We start from the raw sequence: 21827 nt of genomic DNA on the forward strand, positions 1-21827 counted from the left end.
ACGCGGACACTACCGCCTCCAGCGAGGCCACTCCGGCATCCCGCGGCCACACCAGGTCCCCACGAGGCCGGCGACCCAGCGGACGGAGACGAAGAGGGCGTAGCCGGCCCCGGAGAGGCCAGCGCCGACCACGAGCCAGCGCCCGATACCGAGCCACACGCTCCCGTCCACGTCGAGCGCCCACTGAGCACCTGTGATGAGTCCAGCGACGGCCATCCAGAGCCCGGCGATGACCACGGCCCCTGGCAGGAGCGCGAGGCACATCGCGGCGGCGGCCGACCAGAGCTGTCGGGCCTCCAGCTTCGCCGTGGCGGCGATGATCCGTTCGGCCCGCTCGTTCGACGCGTCGAGGTTCGCCGTCATCGTGGCAGAGGCTTCCCCGGCGACCTCCTCGACGGCCTTCTCGACCCGCTCCTCGGTGCGCTTCTCGATCCGCTGCACCGCGCCGCCGACCTGGCTAACGAGCTTCTGGTTCGCCTCGGCCTGCACCTTGAGCCCGTCAATCGCCGAGGCCGTAGCCGCGTGATTCTTCTGCGCTTCGGCGATCAAGCTCTGCGAGGCGCTCTGCAGCCGCCTCCCGTCGAGACTTTGCACGAACTCGCTTAGCGTGCTCTCGATCTCGCTCAGCCTGCTCTCGACGCTCGCGATCTGCGGCGACGTGCTGACGGACGGCTGCGAGGTCGATGCGCGGCTCATCTGCGCCAGAGCGCTCCGGACCTCCTCCTGCGTGCTCTGCTGCTCGGCGATCAGCGCGGCGACCTTCTCGCGCAACTCCAGCATGGCCTCGGCGGGGCTCATCGGCATGGTCCTTCTCCTTGTTCTCGTGAGTGTGGGTGGTGGTGGGCTCGATGACCTCGAAGTCCCATTCGTCCTCGGCCTCGACGACCGGGGCCTGCTGCGCCTGGAGGCGCTGGAGGTTCTGGGCGAGGTCGGCGTCGGTGTTCTCCGCCGTCCACCGCGAGCCCAGCGCGCGGGCGCGTACCTTGCGCTCCTCGCCCTCGTCGTCGGTGAACCTGTAGGACACGCCCGTGCGGCCCCGGTAGACGATCTCGACGCCCTCAGCGTCGGCGCGGGCCTTCCAGTCCTCGCGGCTCGTCGCGTCGGTCAGCGACCGCTCCAGTCGCTCGGCGAGATCGTCCTTCCAGATGTACTCGCCGGAGGCCTTCTGTGCGATCTCCTCCGGCGTGCGCCGGATCGAGCGGTTCCGCTGGGCCATGAGCTCCGCATTGTCGAAGCCATGGCGGGCCGCGACCTCATCGACCGTACGGCGCAGGCGGTTGATGTCCTTCGCAGGATGCCGCCCGTTCATGCTGCGCCCCGTCTCCGGGTGCACGGCGCTGATGTAGATGTGCGTGTGCGTCTTCCCGACACCGTCGGAGCCGAGGCCGTCGGTTTGCGTCGCGAGGATCACCGGGTGCCCGGCGCGGATGCGCTCGGCAACCTCGCGAGACTGCTGGTGCGCACGCTCGACGGCCTCGGGGTCGTTCGGGTCGTACTCGCTCACGTCGTAGCTCAGCACGACGTGCACGGCCTGCACGTGCGTGCCTTCGACGACCTCGCGGCCGTTCTCGTCCAGCCGCGTCCGCAGACCGTCCTTGCCGAAGCGCTGACGCGTGGCGCGCCACTCCCCGGCGGCGGTCTCGGGCGCGCAGTCGAGGCCGTCTACGAACCAGGAGCGCGGCTTGTCGGACCCGTCGTGCGCCAAGCCCGTGGTGAGGTAGCGGATGCCACCGGAGGCGTTCCGCGAGCTGCGAGGCGGGGGTGCGGCTACCACGGCGACACCTCCCGCACGCGCTCCGCGAGCGCCCCGAGGTCATCGAGCCCGCGAGCCAGATCGGCGCGCAGCTCGTCGAGCTGATCGGGCTCCGGTACCTGCCAGGACTGATAGGCGTCGCGGGTCAGTCGATAGAGCTGTCCGACGCCGCGATTCAGCTCCGTGCGAATGCCGCCGAGGGCGTCGAGCAGCACCCGGTAGTCGTCCGGATCGACCGCCTTGCGCTCGATCGGCGCAGGCACCGGCACGCCGTCGATCAGCCTCCGCACGGCCTCGGCAGCGGAGCAGCCGGAGGCCGCCCGCAGCGCCTCGACCTTCTCGCGCTGCTCGTCGGTCATCGGCACGCGGAGCTTCCCGTGGAACTGCTTCGGCCGACCCAACGGCTTCGCCGTACGGGTCTGCCTCGCAGCTGTACTGTCCCGGTCCGCAACATAACGAACCAACCCTTCCGGCCCCGGAAACTCGCTACGCTCGTTCCCGTTGCCGTCAGGGACGGGGGCACCCACTGCACTCGCTGCGCTCGTTCCGTGGGGCCCACCCCCGTGGTTCACCCTGCTCAGATCGTCCGCGGCGGTGCTCATGCCGCACCTCCGATCAGCGCCAGCGGCACGTCCGGGCTACGCACCGCGAGCCCGCTCAACAGCTCGACGACCGCGCTCTCAGCATCGTGCTCCGCGGAGGTCTCCGGGCCGTAGGTGAGCGTGCGCGACGGAGCCACATGCTGGTGGTAGGCGTTGCCGTTGACACCCGGCGTGTGAACGGCAGCCGGGAGGTCGCACTGATGCCACTCGTAGGGCTCGACCTTCCCGATATGCTGCACGAGGTAGCGGTTGATGTCGTCGGCCCGGTAGACCTTCACGACCGACGCCAGGCGGCGGATGAACTGGTCCAGCGCCTCGTCCACGTTGCCCTTCTGTCGGGCGTAGTAGAAGAATTCGACCGGTTCGATGGTGGCCGTGATGACGATGAGGCGCGGAGCCACCTCGCCCTTGTTCTTGTAGCGGGCCTTCGCAGGCGAGGCGTTGTACGGATCGAGCAGCAGCAGCCAGTCGTTCGCGTCCATCGCCGAGGCCCGCAGGTCGTCCAGCAGCAGCACCTCCTCACCCCGCCAGTCATCTAGCGGGTTCCCCGTCGCGGCCCGATAGACCTGCCACCGCTCGCCGTGCGCGTTCGCCGCATTGATCGCCTCGGTGATGAAGTCCGTGGCGAACCTGGTCTTGCCGATACCGGCATCCCCGTGGATGTAGACGACCATTGTCGAGAACTCACCCGCGCGCAGCTTCGCGGCTGCCCGGTACGCGCGGCGCTGACCATAGGCCGACAGCGCGTCGTCGATCTCCCGCTGATGCCGAGAGTAGATGTCGAACAGGTCATCGGTGAGCATGATCTGATCGCGCGTGATCTCGCCCTGGAGCACCCGCTCGCGCATGTCCTCGAAGTTCTCGGCGACGACCTTCTTCTTCACGTGGGCGCGGCCCTTGAGCCACGCCTCCCGGCGCTGGGCGTCGATGCCGAGGTAGTCCGGACCGCGCACCGTGGCAACCTCCGACGGCGCGTACTGGTGCTTGTCCGCGTACTTCACGTGCGTCAGATACGACAGCATGTTGTCGTAGGCGTACCGGCCGCGACCCGGCTTCTCGACGTACTGTGGCTCGACACCGATTGCGAACGCCAGCCGATCCAGCGGCGCGCTCTTCGCACGGCTGGCGAGCTTGATGACCGCGTGCAGGTGCTCGGGCTTCGGCTCGACCACGTGGGCCTTCTCCGTGTCGCTCCAGACCTCGCGCTCGTCCTTGTCGTGCACGATGCCGTAGGCCTCGGTGACCTCGCAGCCGATGGCCTCGAGCCGCTGCACCACGTAGGCGAGGATCGTCCCGGCCCCCTGCTGGAGCAGTGCGGCACCGTTCGGATCCTCGGCGGCCCAGGTCCAGTACGACGGATCGAGGTACTGCGTGAGGCCGATGCTCGTCGGGTTGTTCTCCCGCTTAGCCACGACGACCACCCCCGCTGCAGGCGGCGCGGAGGGTCTCAGAGGGGGTGCGGGGCCTAAATGACCCCCTAATGACCCCCAAATGAGACCCTAAATGAACCCGTGGGATCACAGGGGCAGTGGGATGCGGGATCCGCATGTTGGCGCGGAAGTTGGAGCAAAGCGCGGCAATCGACAAGCCCTTGCCGCGCCCGTAGGAACGAATTAGGCTCCCGAAACTCTTGGAGTACGAAACCCAGACGAAGTTGCGGGCGTCAGCGTGCATCAGCGACCACCGCCCCGGCCGTAGCGCTTGATCACGGCCTGGTGCGTGACGCCGAGTGCGTCGCCGATCCTGGCCCAGGTCACTCCGTCGGCGCGGGCGTCGGCGACGGCGATCTCGACGGCTTCCTCCAGCACGGAGCGGAGCACGCCGAGGTCGTACAGGCGAGCCTCGGAGTCGGAGAGGGCAGGATCGCCCTGACGCCAGCGGAACGCCTCGACGTGATCGAGGGCAGCGGAGTTCGCGCTCATCAGCGACCACCGCCCATCACGGAAGCGACAGCGGCGCGCTGGCGCGGGGTCAGCGGCGTGAGCGCCAGGCGCTCACCGGCGCGGCGACCGGCGGCACGGGCGGTGGCGATGACGTCATCCAGGCCCTCGACCTGGGTAGGAACCACTCGGCCCTGATCGAGGTCAGCGGTGCGGGTGTCCGTGGTGGACATGAAAAACTCCCGAAGATCGTTCTTCGGGAGTTCCAGGAGCCCTCACGCCTGGCGACCTTTCGGTCGGAGCTTCGACGGTGGCCTGCCCGTCGGGGATAGCTTTCAGTTCACCGGGGGTGTCTCACCCTCGCTCGCACGAGGTTCACTCCGTTTACCTGCCCGGGGACGTGCCACCTCGCTGCCCCCGCGGACCACGAAGCGCCGTCCATTCGCCTCTGCAACTTTTCTACCATGAGTCGACTCACCATTGCAATGACGAGTCGACTCATGAGTCAGTCGCGACGCGGCTCTATCCGAATGAGGTCAGGGTCGAACTTCACGTGACCAGGCGCGATGGGCTCGATGGTCACCGTCACCAGCTCGTCCACGAGCATCCGGCGGCGGTCCACGTCCAGCTCCTTCCACTTCGACTCGACGACCTCGCGGCGCTCCGCGGTGCCGACCGGCTCGTCCACGTCCGCGAGCAACTTCGCCGCCGCCGACACCGAGCGGTCGAGCAGCTCCGCGTCGATCTCGTCGATGCGGGCCTTCACGTCGTTGATCGCCGCGGTGATCTCCAGCACGGGCTGGTGGATGTCCCGCAGCAGCGGGCTCAGTTCCTTGACACGCTCGACCAGGGCGTTCCGCTCGGTCAGCAGCTCCTCGCGGTCCGGCCCAGCGTCATCCTGCGGCATCACGAGGTCGTGCACGTCCGCCGAGGACAGCCGGGTGAGCACCGCCTCGGTGACCATCGCATCGACGGGCTCCCGTTGGCGGGTGAGGTGGAACTGCTCGCCGCAGCGGTACGTCGGCTGCTTGCGGCTGTTCGTCCCCGAGACAAGCGTCGCGCCGCACCTCCCGCACAGGCCGATCGAGGACAGAAGGTACTTCGGCTGGTTGCCCTGCCTCGCCGACCTCCGCACGTTGTCCTCCAGCTTCGCCACCGCGGCCCGCCACGTCTGCTCGCTGACGATGGGCGGGAACGCCCCGCCCTGCACCGGGTACAGCTCGCCCGAGGCGTAGTGCTTGATGTAGCCAGCGTAGAGCGGGTTCGCCAGCAAGTACCGCACGGCATCGACGGAGAACGCCTGTCCGCGCGCGGTGACGTGCCCGGCACTGTTCAGGTCCTCGCGGATGCGCCGGATCGACAGCGCCGGTTCACCGAGGAACGCGTCGAATGCCCGCCGAACGGCCTCGGCCTCCTCGGGGATCAGCTCGCCATCTCGCGTCCAGCCGAACGCCTTCCAGGTGGACGCCGGGATGCCTTCGGCCCGGCGTCGCTCGTTCGACCTGATCTGACGCTCGGCCTTGCGTCGCGCCTCGAACCGGGCAAGGGCGGCGAGCATCGTCGCGCGGAACTCCCCGTCCGCCGTCGAGAGGTCGATCTCGCCGTCAACGGTGACGACGCGGAGGCCGAGGTCGATCAGGGTGTTGAGGTCCTTCGTGCTGCGCAGGAGACGGTCCATATCCACCGCGACGACCATCGAGAACCGGCCCGCTCGGGCGTCCTCCAGCATCTCGGCCCAACGTGTGCCAGCGCGGCGCTTCTTCGTCGCCGACACCGCGTTGTCCTCGTAGACCTCGACGACCTGCCAGTCCTTGGCCTCGGCCAGCGCCCTGATCTTCTTCAGCTGCGTGTCTACCGTCCAGCGGTCGCCCTTGCGGTCCATGGAGGCACGGACGTACGCCGCGACCTCGTTCGTCCCCCTCAGCGGTACCAGATCGACCATGTCACGAAGCTTACGTGAACGGGTGTCACAACCTCAACATGCGTTAGCGCATGTCGACCACGCCCGTGCCGACCTCGATGCGCTTCGTGCGGGCGGCCATGGCGGTGAGCAGCGGGATCGGCGAGGCCGCTTGACGGGCGAAGTGGTGCACGCGCATGTAGGCGCCGTTCACGCCGAGCTCGTCGGCTCCCTCGGCCAGCTCGATGGTCTGGTGCAGCATGTCCCCGGCGGAGCGCACCCGTGATCCGGGCACGGGGCCGTAATGCCCGAAGGATAGGAATCCGAAAGCTCTCATGGCGGATGCAACGCGAGGCAGGCAGTCGTATTCCCGCGGCTGTGCGACGGGGAACGGATGTCAAGCTTCCTTGACTTTGATGTAAAGGAAACTGTACATTCAGACCATGTCCACGACGAACCCCGCCCCAGCGTCCAACGATTCCCCGCCCCGTACGCCGATGCTGCGCCTGCTCGGAGTTCTCGCCGTCCGGCCCGTGCTCGTGCTCGCCCTCGGCCTGATCCTCGTCGCCGCGAACCTGTCCCTGATCTATGCCAACGCCCTGGTCGTCGTCATCGACATCGCGGCGCTCGCCGCAGTCGGTCTCGCGATGCGCGCCGAAGGCCGCGGCCTCCTCGATCTGTTCCGCCCCTGGCGATGGGTGGACCTGGCCTGGGGAGCGCTCATGCTGATCATCCTGCTGGTCGGATTCCTCGCCTCGAACTTCGTCGCCAACCTCATCGTCTACGGCGGTGCGCCGCCGATCCCGACCGGCGCCCCGAGCGTTCCGCTGTGGGTGGGGATCGTCGCGGTGCTCATCGCCCCGCTCACGATCGCCCTGGCCGAGGAGGCGGTCTACCGCGGTTACGCGCAGCCCCGGCTCGCGGGTCGCATCGACACCGCCCTCGCGCTCATCGTCGTCGCGATCGTCTTCGGGATCCAGCACATCGGATTCGCGCTCTCCTCGCCGGCCGATGTCGCGGCAAAGGTGCTCACGACGCTCTTCGCGGGTCTCATCCTCGGGGCGCTGATGCTCTGGATGCGTCGGATCACCCCGCTCGTGCTCGCCCACTGGGGGCTCGACCTGCTGCTCCTGGGCCTCCCGACGCTGATGCTCGCGCTGGCCTGACGCCGAGCCGGGCCCGGGCCCGAGCCTATCCCGGGTCCGACCCATTCCGGCTCCGACCCATCCCGGGCCCCGCCCGGCGCACCAGCGCGAACGGTACCCCGGGACCATGCGGACGGTACCCGAGGGCGATCCGCGATCCCGCACCTCGCCCGTAGCTTCGTGAGCATGGAGATTCAAACGAGCGATATCGGGCTGGTGGCGCGCGTCGCGCACCTGGGCAAGCACTACGGCGAGGGGCCGCAGCGGGTCACCGCACTCGACGACGTGTCGATCGGCATCAGACGCGGTCAGTTCACGGCGATCATGGGGCCGTCGGGATCGGGCAAATCGACTCTCATGCACGTGATGGCCGGCCTCGACACCCCCAGCGAGGGGCGGGTCTGGCTCGGCGACGACGAGATCAGCGGCCTCGGCGACGCGGCGCTGACGAAGCTGCGGAGACGCCGGATCGGCTTCGTGTTCCAGTCGTTCAACCTCGTGCCCACGCTCGACGTGATGGGCAACCTGCGGCTGCCGTTCGAACTCGACGGGCGCCGCCCGAACGCCGAGGAGCAGCACCGCATCGGCGCGCTCGTCGAGACGCTGGGGCTCGCCGACCGGCTCAAGCACCGCCCGCACGAACTGTCGGGCGGTCAGCAGCAGCGGGTCGCGATCGCGCGGGCGCTCGCCACGCAGCCCGACGTGATCTTCGCCGACGAGCCCACCGGCGCACTCGACTCCCGCACGGGGCGCGAGGTGCTCGGGCTGCTGCGATCCGCCACCCGCACGGCCGGCCAGTCCATCGCGATGGTCACGCACGACCCGGTCGCGGCGAGCCACGCCGACCGCATCCTGTTCCTCGCCGACGGACGCATCGTCGCCGACCGCGGCGCCATGAGCGCCGAGCAGATCTCGGAGACGATGCTGAACCTCGAGACGGTCGTGTCGGGGGCGGCGGCGTGAGCGGCAGGATCCGGGAGCACGCCTCCACCATCGTCGTCTCGGCGCTGTCGTCGCTGTTCGCGGTGACGCTGATCCTGTTCACCGGGATCCTCACCGCCGCCATCGACCCCGCCGTGATCGAGGGGAGCGGCATGTTCCGGCTCGTGCTGATCATGGTGGCCGCCATCTTCATCTTGATCGCGCTCTACGTCGGAGCGATCGTCACGGCGAACACCTTCTCGACCATCATCGCCGGCCGCACCCGCACGATCGCGCTGCTGCGGCTCATTGGCGCGACCTCGGCCCGCGTGAGGGCGCGGGTCGCGGGGGAGGGACTCGTGATGGGGTTGCTCGGGGCTGTTCTCGGGTTCGGGATCGCCGAAGCGCTGTGCGCGGCGGCCGTGGCCTGGGGGCCGGAGCTCGGCTGGCTGCCCGCGGGGCGCGACTACCCCCTGTTCGATCCGCTGACCCTCATCGCGGTCGCGATCGTCGCGCTCACCACGTGGGCCGCGGCGTGGTCGGGATCGCGGCGCGTGGGCAGGGTCTCGCCGATCGCGGCGACCGGCGCGGCCGTCGAACTGCCCGCGGAGCGATCCCGTCGCCGGCCGGCGCGCACGGTGTGGGCCATGATCCTGCTCATCATCGGAGCCGCGCTGCTCGCGATCGGCATCGCTCTCGGCCTCGTCACGCCGCTCGCGCTCTTCATCGCGTTCTTCGGCGGCCTCTTCTCGTTCACCGGCATCGCCCTCGGAGCGCACCTCATCATGCCGCCGCTGCTGCGGCTCTCCGGCCGCGCGCTCGGCTCCGGCCCGTCCGGTCGCCTGGCCGCAGCGAACGCGGTGCGCTTCCCCGAGCGCAGCGCGCGCTCGACCATCGGCCTCGTGATCGGCGTGACGCTCGTCACGATGTTCGCGGTCGCACTCGCGAGCTACGAGACGATGACGCTGCAGGCGTTCGAGAACGACCCCTCGCTGCGGGAGGAGCTCGCGGGCACCCTCGCCGTCACCACCGCGGTCTTCACCGGCCTCGTCGGATTCTCGGCGGTCATCGCCGCGGTCGGGCTCGTGAATACGCTCTCGCTCAGCGTGCTGCAGCGCACCCGCGAACTCGGGCTGCTGCGCGCGCTCGGCTTCACCGGGGCGCAGGTGCGCCGCATGGTGCTCGCCGAGAGCGCGCAGATGACGCTCACTGCGCTCGTCTTCGGGCTCGTGCTCGGCGTCTTCTACGGCTGGACCGCGGCTGTGACCCTGCTCGGTTCCCAGTCGGGCATGATGGCTCCGACGATTCCCTGGCCGATCATCGGCGGCGTCGCGGTGTTCGGGATCGCGCTTGCCCTGATCGCCGCGGCCGCACCTGCGCGGCGCGCGATCCGCGTCTCGCCCGTCGCCGCGCTCGCCGCGCAGTGAGCGCTGCTGCGCGCGGGAGAGCGCGGGAGAGCGGCGAGCGGCGTCTCCCGAGAATGTCAGAGGCCCCGAGTAGGCTGAAGCCATGACCGTTGTGATTGATCCTGCATTCGATCCCGTCCCTTCTCTCTCCCACGCGCCCAGCGTGAGCGTGTCGCCCCAGGCGCCGGCCGATACCGGCGCCCTGGCTGTATTCGTGCCCTCCGAGGGCGAGCTGCCCGAGGGCGTCGCCGAGATCGGCAGGGACGCGCTCGCCGCAGCCGGCTTCACCGGCGGCGAGAACCAGACGCTGCTGCTGCCGGGCACTCCGCTGCGGGTGCTGGTCGGCACGGGAAAGGCGGGCATCGATTCCGACGCCCGTCTGCGCGACGCCGTCGCGGCGTTCACCCGCGCGGCTCGGGAGGAGGCGCGGATCGCGGTCGACCTCTCGGGGTTGCTCGCGTCGGGCGACTGGGACGTCGAGGTGGCCGTGCAGGCCGCGATCGAGGGCGCTGTGCTCGCCCGCTACCGCTATGACGCTCTGAAGAGCGACCCCAAGACGGTGGCGCTCGAGGAGCTCATGCTGCAGATCGGCGACGGGCACGGCGACGACGCATCCGGCGATATCGAGCGGGGCGTCGAGCGCGGCCTGATCCTCGCCCGCACCGCAGCGATCTCCCGCGACCTGGCCAACACCCCGCCGCGCCACCTCAGCGCGGTCAAGTTCGCCGAGGTGGTCGAGCGCCTCGCGCCCGACTTCGGACTCGAGGTCGAAGTCTTCGATCGCGAGGCGCTCATGCGGCTCGGCACGGGCGGCCTGCTCGGCGTCAACGCCGGCAGCGTCGAAGAGCCGCGCATGATCAAGGTCTCATACCGCCCTGAAGGCACCGCTCTCGCGGACGCGGAGGCGCACCTCGCGCTCATCGGCAAGGGCATCATGTACGACTCGGGCGGCATCAGCCTGAAGCCGTCCAACGCCATGCACGCGGCCATGAAGTTCGACATGATGGGCGCCGCGGCCGTGTTCGCGTCCATGACGGCCCTGCGCGACCTCGGGGCGAGCACCGCGGTCACCGGCTGGCTCATGTGCACCGACAACATGCCGTCGGGCAGCGCCACCAAGCTCGGCGACGTGCTCACCATGCGCGGCGGCAAGACCGTCGAGGTGAAGAACACCGATGCCGAGGGCCGTCTCGTGATGGCCGACGGCCTCGTGCTCGCGACCGAAGAGCAGCGCAGGCCCGACGCCATCGTCGACATCGCCACGCTCACCGGCGCCGCGATGATGGCGCTCGGCACGCGCACCGCCGCGATGCTCGCGAACAACGATTCGGTCGCAGAGCAGCTGCAGGCCGCCGCTGACGCGACCGACGAGAACATCTGGCGTTTCCCGCTCGACCACCGCTACCGCGACCAGCTCAAGTCGAACGTCGCCGACCTCTCGAACATCGGCGGCCAGTACGCCGGGGTGATCCTCGCCGCACTCTTCCTCAACGAGTTCGTCGACGGCCTGCCCTGGGGCCACCTCGACATCGCCGGCACCATGCAGTCCGAGAGCGACGACCTGTGGCGCTCGGTCGGCTCGACAGGTTTCGGCGCGCGTCTGCTCGCGGAGTTCGCCGCCGGCTTCGAGAAGCCCGAGGCCGACACCGACACCGATGGAACGGCTGCCGACGATGAGTGACACCGCGGCCTCCGCCTCTCGGCGCTCTCGACGGGGCGGTCGCTCCTCGCGCGCTCCTCAGAACCTGCTCAAGGATCGCGACGCCTACATCGACTACCTCTCCGAGTTCATCGCCGAGGCGCCGTCGTCGTATCACGCGGCGACGGCCCTCGCGAAGGCGCTCGAAGGAGCGGAGTTCGTGGCGCACGACGAGGCCGAGGCCTGGGAGGCGGTGACCGACGGATCGCGTGGCTTCGTGCTCCGCGACGGCGCTCTGATCGCGTGGCGGGCCGGCAAGAAGGTCACCGCTGACAGTCCGGTGCGCGTGCTCGGGTGTCACACCGATTCGCCGGGTTTCTCGGTGAAGCCGCAGCCCGACTTCACGGCCCACGGCTGGAGCCAGGTGGGCGTCGAGGTCTACGGCGGCCCGCTGCTCAACTCCTGGCTCGACCGCGACCTGGAGTTCGCCGGTCGGGTGGTCACTCGCGAGGGCGTCGAGCACCTGGCGCGCACGGGCGCGGTGGCCCGTATCCCACAGCTCGCGATCCATCTCGACCGCGAGGCCAACTCGGGTCTCACTCTCGACCGGCAGCGGCACACGCAGCCCGTGATCGGGCTCACCCCCGTCGGCGGGGCGGAGGAGAGGGCCCCGTCGGTGCTCGCGCTCCTCGCGGACGCAGTGGGGGTGCGGGTCGATGAGATCGCCGCAGCCGACGTGCGCCTGCATGACACGCAGCCCCCGGCCCGCATCGGCGTGCACGGCGAGCTCTACGCTTCGCCTCGGCTCGACAACCTCAGTTCGACGGTCGCCGGCCTCGTCGCCCTGCTCGCCACGGAACCGGCGGCGGGCACCATCGCGGTGCTCGCGGCGTTCGACCACGAGGAGCTCGGCTCCGAGACGCGCTCGGGAGCCTGCGGGCCGTTCCTCGAGGAGGTGCTGGGCAGGATCCGCGCGGGCCTTGACGCCTCGGTCGATGATTCGGCTCGGGCCCTTGCCCGATCGTGGTGCCTGTCGGCGGATGCGGGGCACTCGGTGCACCCGAACTATCCCGAGAAGCACGACCCCCGAGTGCAGCCGCTCGCGGGGCGAGGGCCGATGCTGAAGGTGAATGCCAACCAGCGTTACGCTAGCGACGCTCACGGTGCTGCGCTGTGGTTGCGCGTGTGCGAGGCGGCCGGGGTGCAGACCCAGGAGTTCGTGTCGAACAACACGTCTCCGTGCGGATCCACGATCGGGCCGCTCACGGCGACGCGCCTCGGTATTCGCACCGTCGATGTCGGAGTGCCGCTGCTGTCGATGCACTCGGCGCGCGAGCTCGCGCACGTCGACGACCTGCACGGACTCGCCCGGGCGACTGGCGCGTTTTTCGCGGCCCTGTCATAATCCGGCTCACGTTCGCTAGGATCGTGCTATGAGTGAGATGCAGCAGTCGGGACACAGCGGCGTCGCCCTCTCGCACAATGCTCTGATGCCGAGTGTGCAGCGAATCGGGCAACGCGACATCGAGATCACCTACCTGGGCACGAATGCGGCCGGGCAGCCGACGTGGATCATGTGGAACGCGTCGGAGCCGTACCTCATCGGCATGCTGTCGAGGGGCAAGATGGGGTACCACTTCGAACAGCGCACCAGCTCGGGCGTCATGCTGCACGAGAACATCTCGCTCAGCAGGGTGCAGCGAGCGCTCGGCGGGTGAGCGGCCCCCGTCTGCTGCTCAGCATCGAACGGCTCCCGGCGCGGCGTTCTCGCCCGTCTGGGAGCCGTTCTGCGTGTGCGGCGCGCTGGTCTGATTCGAGGCGCGCTCCGGCGCTCCGGCTGCCCTGACGGCCGGTCGTTCTGCCGGTCGCGATCGGAGTGCAGTCCGCGCCGATAGGCGCGACACGCCAGGGATGCGCGCTTATCGGCCCCGATTTGCACTGAACCCGCATCCCCGCATAAGATCATATCTCGGTAGCAAGCGCGAAAACGCTTCGGCCCCATCGTTTAGCGGCCTAGGACACCGCCCTTTCACGGCGGCAGCACGGGTTCGAATCCCGTTGGGGTCACTAAATACCGAATACAATTGAATACACCATGGCCCTGTGGCGCAGTTGGTTAGCGCGCCGCCCTGTCACGGCGGAGGTCGCGGGTTCAAGTCCCGTCAGGGTCGCCAGTCGAAGAACCCTTCCAATGGAAGGGTTTCTTCGTCTCGGGCGATCGCCATGAAAGTGATTGTCTGGCTCTGTAGCTCAGTTGGTAGAGCGCACGACTGAAAATCGTGAGGTCACGGGATCGACGCCCGTCGGAGCCACTGCGGGAGTATTACGCCCGCTCCGAACCCCCGCGTAGCTTCTACATCGCGGGGGTTCTTTTATTTCGTGACACTGCCCTGCTGCGCTTCTCTGCGGTAAAATTGATAGGTAGTCAATGCCTGCCGTTTACGTCTGGAGATTCGTATGAGTACCACGAACCCTCGAGGTGAATGGGTGAGTCAGGCAAAGCACAGTGCATTCCTTGAGGGCCTGAGAGTCAGCCAGACTTTTCAAGAAGAAAGCGAAGAGTACATCGCCGGCGCCATCAGCTCCGATGAGCTTGTGGAGATGACTCGGGCGCGGTTCGGGCTTGTCTCTCGCACCTGACCCATACATAGATGGCGAAACCGGAGTTCTGTGGAACCTGGTCGAGGCTGAGACTCGAAAAGACCTCGCAGCTGCGGAAAGCGATCTGACGACGGCACGTACCGTCCAACTGCTGGATCACGATCTTATTGAGCATACGAGGGATCTGCTCGAGGTTTGCGCACTCCACCGTCAGCTGTTTCAAGATGTCTACGCTTGGGCGGGGGAGATCCGTACGATCGATATGCGCCGGGGTGAAGGGCACTTCTTCGCTCCGTGCGGGGATATCGAACTCAATGCGCATCATATATTTGCCTCGTTGCGCAGGGAGAACTGTCTGAAAGGCCTGGGCAAGGAGCAGTTTCTCGTACGTCTTGCTGACTTCTACGATCAGTTGAACTACGTCCATCCATTTCGGGAGGGAAACGGTCGGACACAGCGTCTCTTCTGGTCTCGCGTGGCGTTCGACGCGGGATGGGTGCTGGACTGGCGGCCGATTCATGGTGGCCTCTTGGACGAGGTGAGTCGGCTCGCACGCGAAGAAAGAAACCTGCTGCCGTTGCGCGAAGCACTCGAGCAGTGCCTCTTTCCCCTCTCACGGGAGTAGGTCCCAGGACCTTCGACGCACGACTGAAAATCGTGAGGTCACGGGATCGACGCCCGTCGGAGCCACTGCGGGAGTATTACGCCCGCTCCGAACCCCCGCGTAGCTTCTACATCGCGGGGGTTCTTTTTTGTCTGCGGGAGGATGTCCTGGTTCTGACCGCGGACGGGCCGGAGAGCGGTTTCAGGCCGCGTCTGTACGGACACGGCGGTGTTCCTCTTAACTACTCGTGATCGCGCGGATATGGTCCTCGCGAGGTTCGACGAGGTGTTCAGCATAGTCGGGATGCTTGCGCAGCCAGGACTTCACGTATGGACAGACCGGCACGATCCTCGCCCCGTCGACGATGGCGTCGTCGACGGCTGTCCGCACAAGCGTGGAGGCGAGGCCCTGCCCGGCGTAGTCTTTCGAGACGCCGGTGTGGTAGAACACGCGCTCGATCCGCCCCTCGTCGTCGGTGACGTCTACGTAGGCTTCCTCGCCGATTTCCACGGGGCCGGGTGCGTCTGCGGCTGCGTTCGCCTCGGGGCGCTTGTCGATGAGCACATAGCGACCCCTCTCCGTCTGCTTCTCAATGGTGAAGCGATTGTCTGGCACGGTCGCTCCCTTCTGCCGCGGGTTGTCGGTTCCTCTGCGATCTTGGGCTTACTCGTCTCAGTCCTCAGCCGCGGGGTCGTAATCGGGTGAGCGGAAGAACGGGAGCGGGCAGGGGGTCACGTTGACCCGGCGGAAAATCGCCGAAGAGCGCCGGCTTCCCGGCATCGCGCGGATCTGGTGCTTCGAAGCCGAGTTCGGCCTGGTAGCGGCGGCGGAATTCGACGATCTCGTCGTGCGAGCGCCCCACGAAGTTCCACCACATGACGATCTGTTCGCCCAGCGGGACTCCGCCGAAGAGGACGATGCGAGCCCCTTCGGGCCCGGCCTCGATGAGGATCGTGTCGGATCCGACCGGAACGTAGGCCAGGAACCGGTGCTCGATTTCGGTTCCATTGACCCGGATCTGCCCCGTTTCAGCCAGGAGCCCGTGCTCGAAGGAGCGACGCACGGGCAGCCGTACCGACGCTCCCGGCTCGATGATGAGCTCGGACCCGAGGAGGTCAGGGGTGCGCGTGTCCACCGGCGAAGAGGCTCCGAGGAGCTCGCCGATGAAGGTCCGCGCGGTCAGCCCTGGAATCCGGACCGGATCGGGAACCCAATGGACGAAGTGATTCTCGCTGAAGCGAGTCGATTCGGGCAGGGCGTACCAGAGCTGGACGCCGTGGAGGATCGAAGACCGGTCGGTGCTTATCTCCTGATGCGTGATCCCTTTCCCGGCGATCATGAGGTTGAGCTCACCGGGCTTCACCTCGGCGCCGTTGCCCGCCGAATCGTAATGGTCGATACTGCCGGTGAAGAGCCAGGACACGGTGGCGAGACCGGTGTGCGGATGTCGCGGCACGACCATCCCGCCCGTCTTCGCGACGTCATCGGGGCCGTAGTGGTCGAGGAAGCACCAGGCTCCGATCAGTGAGCGAGTCCGTTGAGGAAGTGTGCGGTAGACCGTCATCGCGCGCGGCCCGCCGAGGGGCACGAGACGCGGTTCGAGGACTTCGACCGCTGTGCACGGAGCGCCCGGCTCGAGCACCATCAGATCAGGATTCTTGTCAAGGTTGCTCATGCGAGGTCGGCGCGCCCATCGTCATCGATCAGTGCGGAGGCGCCCACCTCGGCTGTGGCGAGGCGCGCTGCCTCCCGCTGGGTATACAGGTCAGTCTCTCTCCACGCTAGCAGCAGGTCAAGCTTCTGCTGCGTCACTCCGGATCGCCTCATGCGCTGCGTATGCACCGGGGCAGCCTTGTCCGTGAAAGGTGCACCTCGCAATCCATAAGTCTGTTCACTCGACAGGGGTAGACCGCGACGTCCATCCGCTGATGTAGACCTCTCGCACCGGTGTATACCTCTCGCACCGTGAGCAAGGTATACACCGGTGCGAGAGGTCTACAGTGGCGTTGAGCGGGATCCTGCGGCTCCGAGCAGGGTGATGGGGAAGGTGCGCAGGCATGACATTCTCGGGCAGCGGGAGTTCTTCGCGCTCGAGGCAGGGGAGTGTGCTGAGTCAGCCGGTGCGGACGAGGCGGTGGAACTGCGTGAGTTCTACGCCGAGGCCGAAGCCGAATTCGCCGCCGCGAGGGTGCGATGGGATCGCCTCGACAAGCTCGTCTGGGGCGACGAGGAGGATCCGACTCGCCCGCGCGAAGGGCGGGGTACGGACATCGCGATCCTCGACCCCTCCGAAGAGCATCGGCCGGAACAGGAAGGCTTCAATCGGTCTGGACCTGCATCTACGAGTACTTCAAAGCTCATCCGGTTATCCCGAATCTCGGATTCATTGATACCGTGAAGCCAAGACATAAACGGCGGCGGTGCCGAACCGCAGCGCCGCGAATTCGTACACATGCAGCTCGTGCAACGGGCGCAAACGGGGAGGGGACCCGATGCCGATCATCCTGGTGATCCTGCTGGTGATGCTGGTCGTCTTCGTCATCCGGCTCGTCATCGGGTTCATCATGCACCCGGTCGCGACGATCGCGAAACTGGGCAGCCTGGTGTGCAACCTCATCGGGCTGATGGCGCTCGCGGTCCTGTTCCTCGGCATCGCTCTGCTGATGGGATGGGCGGAGTCCAGCGAGGGAGCATTCACCGAGAACCTCCTGATCACGATCGGTGCGGGTGTCGTCATGGTGGTGGCGTTCGGGCTGTCGTCGGTGCTGAGCCGCGCGAGAAGGCGCGCGGAGCTGCGGCGCGAGTACGCCGACCACTACGCGGTGGCGCAGCAGATGGAACGCCGGTTCGACCGCTGATCGCCGACCGGCGGTCGCAGCACTCTGGAGGCGCCAGCGCCGAGCTTGTAGGTTCGCATCACAGGCTCGGGTTCGAAAACATCTGCCAGACTGGGCGGAGCCGCGGTCATCGCCGGAGCGCGGCAGCCCGCGAAGACGTCGGGCGCTCGACTTGGTTTCGCCGGTGCCGGCGATCTCGACTACGAAAGGATCAATGATGACCTCCTCATCCTCTGCCTCCGTCCTGCGTCGCGTAGGAGGGCTCGCGGTCGCCGCGGGTTCGCTGTTCACGGCAGCCGGCGTCGGTGCCTGGATCACCGTCACCAAACAGCTGCGCGAGGAGAAGATCGTCGTGCCGGGCAACGCACCCGTGCTGGCCGGCAAGCCGGTGCAGGATCCGGCGACGGCCTACGTCGAGGCGCTCGTCATCAAGAACAACGCCGAGCGCGGGGCGGAGGGGCGCACCTTCGCCGACATCAGCGAGGCCCTGCGCAAGGTCGAATCGGGAAGCGACGAGGAGCGCAAGCTGCGAGGCCAGAGCGCCTCGCTCTCGACGGCGGCAGCGCTGCGCACTTCGCTCATGACGTCGGTGCTCGCCTACGGTGTGAGCGCGTTCGCGGCGGGGATCGGCGTGTTCCTCGCGGTTGTCGGCACCCAGCTGCGCCGCGCCGAGTAACCGCAGTACCGAGGAGAGGCAACACCGGGGCGGGTCCCGAGCGCAGTCGCGGGGGTACACCCGTACCCCACCACCGATAGGCTCCTGGGTTATGGCTATCGGCGCGACGATTCACACCTTCGAAGTGCAGCTGGCGGACGTGGATCGCGGAGTGTATGAAGAGCTCTCGTTGCGCGTCGCCCGGCATCCCTCGGAGACGGATTCCTTCATGATGACGCGCGTGCTCGCGTACTGCCTCGAGCACGAGGAGGGCATCGTCTTCGGCGCAGGCGGGGTCTCCTCGACGGAGGAGCCGGCGGTGCTCGTGCGGGATCTCACCGGCCGCATCACCGCATGGATCGAGATCGGTGCTCCTGACGCGCAGCGGCTCCACTTCGGCAGCAAACTCGCCGACCGGGCGGCCGTGTACACGCACCGCGATCCCGCGAAGCTTCTCGCGTCGTGGGAGGGGAAGACGATTCACCGAGCGGAGAGCATCCCGCTCCGCTCGTTCGACGCGGGGTACATCGACACCGCGGTGAACGAACTCTCGAGACGGAACACGATGACGGTTTCGGTGACCGAGCAGCAGCTCTATCTCGAACTGAACGGGGCTTCGAACGATACCCGGATCCACGAGCATCGACTCGCGTGAGTGCTCGCCGGCGGATCCGCCGGGAACGACGGAGATCCCGGCGTCGAACCGAGGATCGCCTGAGCATCCCCTGGGCATCAGGCCGCATGCAGGGCCCTGCATGGTGCAGCCGATAGCGTGAGAGTAGCGATCGGCACCCGCCCTTGGCTTCACCGAGTCGCATGCCGTGCGGTTCCCACAGAAACAAGGTGCCGCGCATGACGTCCACCCACACTCGCGAGACGGGTCGGCTCGACGGCCTCGGCCCGTTGCAGCCCACGAGATCGCGTCGCGAAGACTTCCCGCCGGTGGCGAAGGCGTACAGCCGCCTCTCCGAGGTGGTGCGCGAGTCGGGGCTGCTGCGCCGAGCTCCGTGGTTCTACGCGATGGTCGGCGGAGCGATCGCGCTCGCCTTCGGGGGCGCCGTCACGGGCTTCATCCTGCTGGGGGACAGCTGGTTCCAACTGCTCATCGCCGCAGCCCTCGGCATCATCTTCACGCAGATCGCGTTCCTCGCACACGAGGCCGCGCACCGGCAGATCCTCTCCCTCGGCCCGGCCAATGACCGCCTGGCGCGAGTGCTCGCGGGGGCCATCGGCATGAGCTATTCGTGGTGGGACTCGAAGCACACCCGCCACCACTCCAACCCGAACCGGGTCGGCAAGGATCCCGATATCGAGGTCGACACCATCTCGTTCATCGAGGAGGACGCGGTCGAGGCGCGCGGCCTGCGGCGGGCGATCACGAAGCGCCAGGGCTGGTTCTTCTTCCCGCTGCTCACGCTCGAGGGGCTCAACCTCCACCTCCACAGCTTCAAGTACCTCTTCGGGCGCGGGCCGGTGAAGGGGCGCTGGACGGAGATCGGGATCATCGCGGCGCGGTTCGCGGTCGTGCTGCTGCCCGTCTTCCTGCTGCTCCCGCTGGGGATGGCCTTCGCGTTCATGGGCGTGCAACTCGCGGTGTTCGGCGTCTACATGGGGGCCTCGTTCGCCCCGAACCACAAGGGCATGCCCGTGATCGCCCACGACGCGAAGCTCGACTTCTTCACCAAGCAGGTGCGCACCTCGCGCAACATTCGCGGCGGCTGGTGGGCGACGTGGCTCATGGGCGGCCTCAACTACCAGGTCGAGCACCACCTGTTCCCGAGCATGGCCCGCCCGAACCTGGCGAAGGCTCGCGAGATCGTGCGCGAGCACTGCCGCACCCTCGACGTCCCCTACACCGAGACCTCGCTGTGGCGCTCGTACGCGATCGTGATCGACTACCTCAACAGGGTGGGTCTCGCAGCCCGAGATCCGTTCGACTGCCCCATCACCGCGCAGTACCGCCGCGCGTAGTCGGCCGAGGGGGCCCGATCCGCGCCGTTCATGAGAACGGCCTCAGAAACGCCTCATGCGCCCTTAAGAGCCCCGCACCATCCTGGCACCAGGCCGACCGAGCGTCGGGCACCATGCAGGGAAAGGGGTCTGATGCGAATCTCCGTGATCGGGTGCGGCTACCTCGGGGCGGTGCATGCGGCGGCCATGACGTCCATCGGCCACGAGGCGATCGGCATCGATGTCGATGAGGGGCGGATCCGCCTGCTTTCGGGCGGGGAAGCCCCATTCTTCGAGCCGGGCCTCGAAGACCTGCTGCAGGCGGGTCTCGCGTCCGGCCGTCTGCGGTTCTCGACCGATATGCGCGATGCCGCCGATGCAGCCGTGCACTTCATCGCGGTGGGCACACCGCAGCAGCGCGACGGCCAGGGGGCCGACCTGGAGCACCTGGATCGCGCGGTCGAACAGCTCTGCGGGGTCGTGAAGCCGGGAGATCTCGTCGTCGGGAAGTCCACGGTGCCGGTCGGCACCGCGGCGGATCTCGCCGATCGGCTGGCGCCTCTCGGCGTCACCGTGGTGTGGAATCCGGAGTTCCTACGCGAGGGTTGGGCGGTGAAAGACACGGTGTCGCCGGATCGCATCGTGGTCGGAGTGCCGGTCTCGAGCGGCGAGGAGATCTCGCGAGGCGCGCCCACCGCCGACGGACTCCGCGCCGCGGACGTGCTGCGCGAGGTCTACGCCCCCGCCATCGAGGGAGGGACGCCGTTCCTCGTCACCGACTACGCGACGGCCGAGCTCGTGAAGGTCGCGGCCAACGCCTTCCTCGCGACCAAGGTCTCGTTCATCAACGCGATGGCAGAGATCGCCGAGATCACGGGCGCCGATGTCACTCGCCTAGCCGATGCTCTCGGCCACGATGAGCGAATCGGCCGCCGCTTTCTCGGCGCGGGCATCGGCTTCGGCGGCGGATGCCTGCCCAAGGACATCCGCGCCTTCGTCGCGCGCGCCGAAGAGCTGGGCCGGGGCAGCGCACTCTCGTTCCTGCGCGAGGTGGACGCGATCAACCTGCGCCGTCGCGAGCGAGCCGTATCGCTCGCCGTCCGCGCCTGCGGCGGCTCCGTCTACGAGCGCCGCGTCGCGGTGCTCGGAGCGGCCTTCAAGCCGCACTCCGATGATGTGCGCGATTCACCGGCCCTCGACGTCGCCTCTCGGCTGCGCGGACTGGGTGCCCGGGTCACAGTGACCGATCCGGCCGCGATCGACAACGCCCGCCGCACCCATCCGCAGCTCGACTACGAGACGGACCTCGACTCGACGCTCAACGATGCGGACGTCGTCGTCGTGGTCACGGAGTGGGACGAGTACCGCCGTGGACTCTCTCCGGAGCACGCGGCGTCGCTCGTCTCAGCCCGCGCGGTCGTCGACGGACGCAACTGCCTCGACGCGGCCGCCTGGAGGGCCGCAGGCTGGAAGTACTACGGCATGGGGCGTCCCTGAAGCCTGACGACGAAAGCCTCTATCGATGCGACTTCTCAATCGTCGTCGAAGTCGTCGAGGTCATCGTCCGTGTCGTCATCGTCCCAGTCGTCGTCATCGTCATCGGAGACGTCGACGGGTGGGGGAGCCACCGGCTCCTGGGGCTGCGGATCGGTCTGCGGCGGCGCGGGCGTCTCGGCCGGGGGCTCCTCCGAGACGGGATCGGAGACGGGATCGGCCGGGGGCTCCGGCGATGGTGTCGCCGGAGCCGACGGTGCGATGAACGGCTCCTTCTCGAGGACCGTGCGCTGGGGGCCGGGGTTCATCGCGGCGGCGACGCTGACGGCGCCGATGAGGATCGCTCCGGCGCTGAGTGCTGTCGCTCCGGCGAGCAGCATCCCGTTCCGCTTCATGCCCATTGTGCTCGGCTCCTTCGCTGCGGTTGCATCCGCTTCCAG

At 67.9% G+C, this 21827-nt stretch carries 23 protein-coding genes, 3 tRNA genes and 3 pseudogenes; 17 read left to right on the forward strand and 12 right to left on the reverse strand.

Annotated elements, in window-relative coordinates; translation table 11 throughout:
- Positions 1-9 precede the first annotated feature (9 nt).
- The 8 genes and pseudogenes from KVY00_RS12540 to KVY00_RS12575 all read right to left on the reverse strand — a co-directional run.
- Positions 10-687 (reverse strand): annotated as a pseudogene (locus tag KVY00_RS12540) (hypothetical protein); the annotation flags it as partial.
- A 559-nt stretch (positions 688-1246) separates the two neighbouring features.
- A pseudogene (locus KVY00_RS15705) lies at positions 1247-1774 on the reverse strand (relaxase/mobilization nuclease domain-containing protein); the annotation flags it as partial.
- Positions 1768-2118, reverse strand: a complete 351-nt coding sequence (locus tag KVY00_RS12550) for a hypothetical protein (RefSeq protein WP_223043220.1) — start codon at positions 2116-2118, stop codon at positions 1768-1770. The pseudogene KVY00_RS15705 and the gene KVY00_RS12550, both read right to left, overlap by 7 nt.
- 233 nt (positions 2119-2351) lie before the next feature.
- Positions 2352-3776 (reverse strand): Rep family protein, encoded by a 1425-nt coding sequence (locus KVY00_RS12555; protein WP_223043221.1) that lies wholly within the window; start codon positions 3774-3776, stop codon positions 2352-2354.
- Positions 3777-4028: 252 nt separating this feature from the next.
- A complete protein-coding gene (locus KVY00_RS12560) occupies positions 4029-4277 on the reverse strand; it encodes a hypothetical protein (RefSeq protein ID WP_223043222.1) in 249 nt (82 codons plus the stop codon).
- Entirely contained in the window at positions 4277-4468 is a 192-nt protein-coding gene (locus KVY00_RS12565) for a hypothetical protein (RefSeq protein WP_223043223.1), read from the reverse strand. Before KVY00_RS12565 ends, KVY00_RS12560 begins: the two co-directional genes overlap by 1 nt.
- Before the next feature lie 272 nt (positions 4469-4740).
- A complete protein-coding gene (locus tag KVY00_RS12570; protein ID WP_223043224.1) occupies positions 4741-6177 on the reverse strand; it encodes a recombinase family protein in 1437 nt (478 codons plus the stop codon).
- 46 nt (positions 6178-6223) lie between these two features.
- Positions 6224-6472: pseudogene (locus KVY00_RS12575) on the reverse strand (LLM class flavin-dependent oxidoreductase); the annotation flags it as partial.
- Between the two features lie 106 nt (positions 6473-6578).
- On the opposite strand from KVY00_RS12575, the gene KVY00_RS12580 reads away from it, so the two are divergent.
- The 11 genes from KVY00_RS12580 to KVY00_RS12630 all read left to right on the forward strand — a co-directional run bounded on the left by KVY00_RS12580 (position 6579) and on the right by KVY00_RS12630 (position 14472).
- Positions 6579-7301 carry a CPBP family intramembrane glutamic endopeptidase gene (locus KVY00_RS12580; protein ID WP_223043225.1) on the forward strand — a complete coding sequence of 241 codons (723 nt, stop codon included), beginning with the start codon at positions 6579-6581 and terminating at the stop codon, positions 7299-7301.
- 165 nt (positions 7302-7466) lie between these two features.
- Positions 7467-8243, forward strand: a complete 777-nt coding sequence (locus KVY00_RS12585; protein ID WP_223043226.1) for an ABC transporter ATP-binding protein — start codon at positions 7467-7469, stop codon at positions 8241-8243.
- The gene (locus tag KVY00_RS12590) at positions 8240-9628 is read left to right on the forward strand and encodes an ABC transporter permease (protein WP_223043227.1); all 1389 of its coding nucleotides are present in this window, start codon (positions 8240-8242) and stop codon (positions 9626-9628) included. The genes KVY00_RS12585 and KVY00_RS12590 overlap by 4 nt, the downstream gene beginning before the upstream one ends.
- An 82-nt stretch (positions 9629-9710) precedes the next feature.
- A complete protein-coding gene (locus tag KVY00_RS12595; RefSeq protein WP_223043228.1) occupies positions 9711-11288 on the forward strand; it encodes a leucyl aminopeptidase family protein in 1578 nt (525 codons plus the stop codon).
- Complete coding sequence (locus KVY00_RS12600; RefSeq protein WP_223043229.1) at positions 11281-12651, forward strand: M18 family aminopeptidase; 1371 nt, start codon at positions 11281-11283, stop codon at positions 12649-12651. The genes KVY00_RS12595 and KVY00_RS12600 overlap by 8 nt, the downstream gene beginning before the upstream one ends.
- Positions 12652-12679: 28 nt before the next feature.
- Positions 12680-12964, forward strand: a complete 285-nt coding sequence (locus KVY00_RS12605; protein WP_223043230.1) for a hypothetical protein — start codon at positions 12680-12682, stop codon at positions 12962-12964.
- Between the two features lie 276 nt (positions 12965-13240).
- Positions 13241-13313, forward strand: a tRNA-Glu gene (locus KVY00_RS12610).
- A 30-nt stretch (positions 13314-13343) separates the two neighbouring features.
- Positions 13344-13420, forward strand: a tRNA-Asp gene (locus KVY00_RS12615).
- A 65-nt stretch (positions 13421-13485) separates the two neighbouring features.
- A tRNA-Phe gene (locus KVY00_RS12620) sits at positions 13486-13558 on the forward strand.
- Positions 13559-13703: 145 nt separating this feature from the next.
- Positions 13704-13886 (forward strand): antitoxin VbhA family protein, encoded by a 183-nt coding sequence (locus KVY00_RS12625; RefSeq protein WP_223043231.1) that lies wholly within the window; start codon positions 13704-13706, stop codon positions 13884-13886.
- Positions 13870-14472: a Fic/DOC family protein gene (locus tag KVY00_RS12630; protein WP_223043232.1), complete on the forward strand. Its 603-nt coding sequence runs from the start codon at positions 13870-13872 to the stop codon at positions 14470-14472. Before KVY00_RS12625 ends, KVY00_RS12630 begins: the two co-directional genes overlap by 17 nt.
- Before the next feature lie 216 nt (positions 14473-14688).
- On the opposite strand, the gene KVY00_RS12635 is transcribed toward KVY00_RS12630, so the two are convergent.
- The 3 genes from KVY00_RS12635 to KVY00_RS12645 all read right to left on the reverse strand — a co-directional run bounded on the left by KVY00_RS12635 (position 14689) and on the right by KVY00_RS12645 (position 16263).
- Positions 14689-15066 (reverse strand): GNAT family N-acetyltransferase, encoded by a 378-nt coding sequence (locus KVY00_RS12635; RefSeq protein ID WP_255572639.1) that lies wholly within the window; start codon positions 15064-15066, stop codon positions 14689-14691.
- Positions 15067-15130: 64 nt separating this feature from the next.
- Entirely contained in the window at positions 15131-16126 is a 996-nt protein-coding gene (locus KVY00_RS12640) for a pirin family protein (RefSeq protein WP_223043233.1), read from the reverse strand.
- The gene (locus KVY00_RS12645) at positions 16123-16263 is read right to left on the reverse strand and encodes a hypothetical protein (protein WP_223043234.1); all 141 of its coding nucleotides are present in this window, start codon (positions 16261-16263) and stop codon (positions 16123-16125) included. The genes KVY00_RS12640 and KVY00_RS12645 overlap by 4 nt, the downstream gene beginning before the upstream one ends.
- A 226-nt stretch (positions 16264-16489) precedes the next feature.
- On the opposite strand from KVY00_RS12645, the gene KVY00_RS12650 reads away from it, so the two are divergent.
- The 6 genes from KVY00_RS12650 to KVY00_RS12675 all read left to right on the forward strand — a co-directional run bounded on the left by KVY00_RS12650 (position 16490) and on the right by KVY00_RS12675 (position 21390).
- Positions 16490-16849, forward strand: coding sequence for a hypothetical protein (locus KVY00_RS12650; RefSeq protein ID WP_223043235.1), 360 nt, complete (start codon positions 16490-16492; stop codon positions 16847-16849).
- Between the two features lie 94 nt (positions 16850-16943).
- Positions 16944-17309 (forward strand): hypothetical protein, encoded by a 366-nt coding sequence (locus KVY00_RS12655; RefSeq protein ID WP_223043236.1) that lies wholly within the window; start codon positions 16944-16946, stop codon positions 17307-17309.
- A gap of 196 nt (positions 17310-17505) precedes the next feature.
- Entirely contained in the window at positions 17506-17964 is a 459-nt protein-coding gene (locus tag KVY00_RS12660) for a hypothetical protein (RefSeq protein WP_223043237.1), read from the forward strand.
- Between the two features lie 91 nt (positions 17965-18055).
- A complete protein-coding gene (locus KVY00_RS12665; RefSeq protein WP_223043238.1) occupies positions 18056-18598 on the forward strand; it encodes a YaeQ family protein in 543 nt (180 codons plus the stop codon).
- A gap of 197 nt (positions 18599-18795) precedes the next feature.
- Positions 18796-19914: a fatty acid desaturase family protein gene (locus tag KVY00_RS12670; RefSeq protein ID WP_223043239.1), complete on the forward strand. Its 1119-nt coding sequence runs from the start codon at positions 18796-18798 to the stop codon at positions 19912-19914.
- Positions 19915-20046: 132 nt separating this feature from the next.
- A complete protein-coding gene (locus KVY00_RS12675; RefSeq protein WP_223043240.1) occupies positions 20047-21390 on the forward strand; it encodes a UDP-glucose dehydrogenase family protein in 1344 nt (447 codons plus the stop codon).
- Positions 21391-21425: 35 nt separating this feature from the next.
- Here KVY00_RS12675 and KVY00_RS12680 read toward each other — a convergent pair whose 3' ends face one another.
- Positions 21426-21788: a hypothetical protein gene (locus KVY00_RS12680; protein WP_223043241.1), complete on the reverse strand. Its 363-nt coding sequence runs from the start codon at positions 21786-21788 to the stop codon at positions 21426-21428.
- Between the last annotated feature and the right edge of the window lie 39 nt (positions 21789-21827).

It is taken from the genome of Leucobacter tenebrionis (assembly GCF_019884725.1).
Classification (GTDB): domain Bacteria; phylum Actinomycetota; class Actinomycetes; order Actinomycetales; family Microbacteriaceae; genus Leucobacter; species Leucobacter tenebrionis.

Coding starts and splice junctions, on each gene's coding strand:
- KVY00_RS12560 (WP_223043222.1), bottom strand. CDS start 4,277: ATGAGCGCGAACTCCGCTGCCCTCGATCACGTCGAGGCGTTCCGCTGG.
- KVY00_RS12565 (WP_223043223.1), bottom strand. CDS start 4,468: ATGTCCACCACGGACACCCGCACCGCTGACCTCGATCAGGGCCGAGTG.
- KVY00_RS12570 (WP_223043224.1), bottom strand. CDS start 6,177: ATGGTCGATCTGGTACCGCTGAGGGGGACGAACGAGGTCGCGGCGTAC.
- KVY00_RS12580 (WP_223043225.1), top strand. CDS start 6,579: ATGTCCACGACGAACCCCGCCCCAGCGTCCAACGATTCCCCGCCCCGT.
- KVY00_RS12585 (WP_223043226.1), top strand. CDS start 7,467: ATGGAGATTCAAACGAGCGATATCGGGCTGGTGGCGCGCGTCGCGCAC.
- KVY00_RS12595 (WP_223043228.1), top strand. CDS start 9,711: ATGACCGTTGTGATTGATCCTGCATTCGATCCCGTCCCTTCTCTCTCC.
- KVY00_RS12600 (WP_223043229.1), top strand. CDS start 11,281: ATGAGTGACACCGCGGCCTCCGCCTCTCGGCGCTCTCGACGGGGCGGT.
- KVY00_RS12605 (WP_223043230.1), top strand. CDS start 12,680: ATGAGTGAGATGCAGCAGTCGGGACACAGCGGCGTCGCCCTCTCGCAC.
- KVY00_RS12625 (WP_223043231.1), top strand. CDS start 13,704: ATGAGTACCACGAACCCTCGAGGTGAATGGGTGAGTCAGGCAAAGCAC.
- KVY00_RS12640 (WP_223043233.1), bottom strand. CDS start 16,126: ATGAGCAACCTTGACAAGAATCCTGATCTGATGGTGCTCGAGCCGGGC.
- KVY00_RS12650 (WP_223043235.1), top strand. CDS start 16,490: ATGGGGAAGGTGCGCAGGCATGACATTCTCGGGCAGCGGGAGTTCTTC.
- KVY00_RS12655 (WP_223043236.1), top strand. CDS start 16,944: ATGCCGATCATCCTGGTGATCCTGCTGGTGATGCTGGTCGTCTTCGTC.
- KVY00_RS12660 (WP_223043237.1), top strand. CDS start 17,506: ATGACCTCCTCATCCTCTGCCTCCGTCCTGCGTCGCGTAGGAGGGCTC.
- KVY00_RS12665 (WP_223043238.1), top strand. CDS start 18,056: ATGGCTATCGGCGCGACGATTCACACCTTCGAAGTGCAGCTGGCGGAC.
- KVY00_RS12670 (WP_223043239.1), top strand. CDS start 18,796: ATGACGTCCACCCACACTCGCGAGACGGGTCGGCTCGACGGCCTCGGC.
- KVY00_RS12675 (WP_223043240.1), top strand. CDS start 20,047: ATGCGAATCTCCGTGATCGGGTGCGGCTACCTCGGGGCGGTGCATGCG.
- KVY00_RS12680 (WP_223043241.1), bottom strand. CDS start 21,788: ATGGGCATGAAGCGGAACGGGATGCTGCTCGCCGGAGCGACAGCACTC.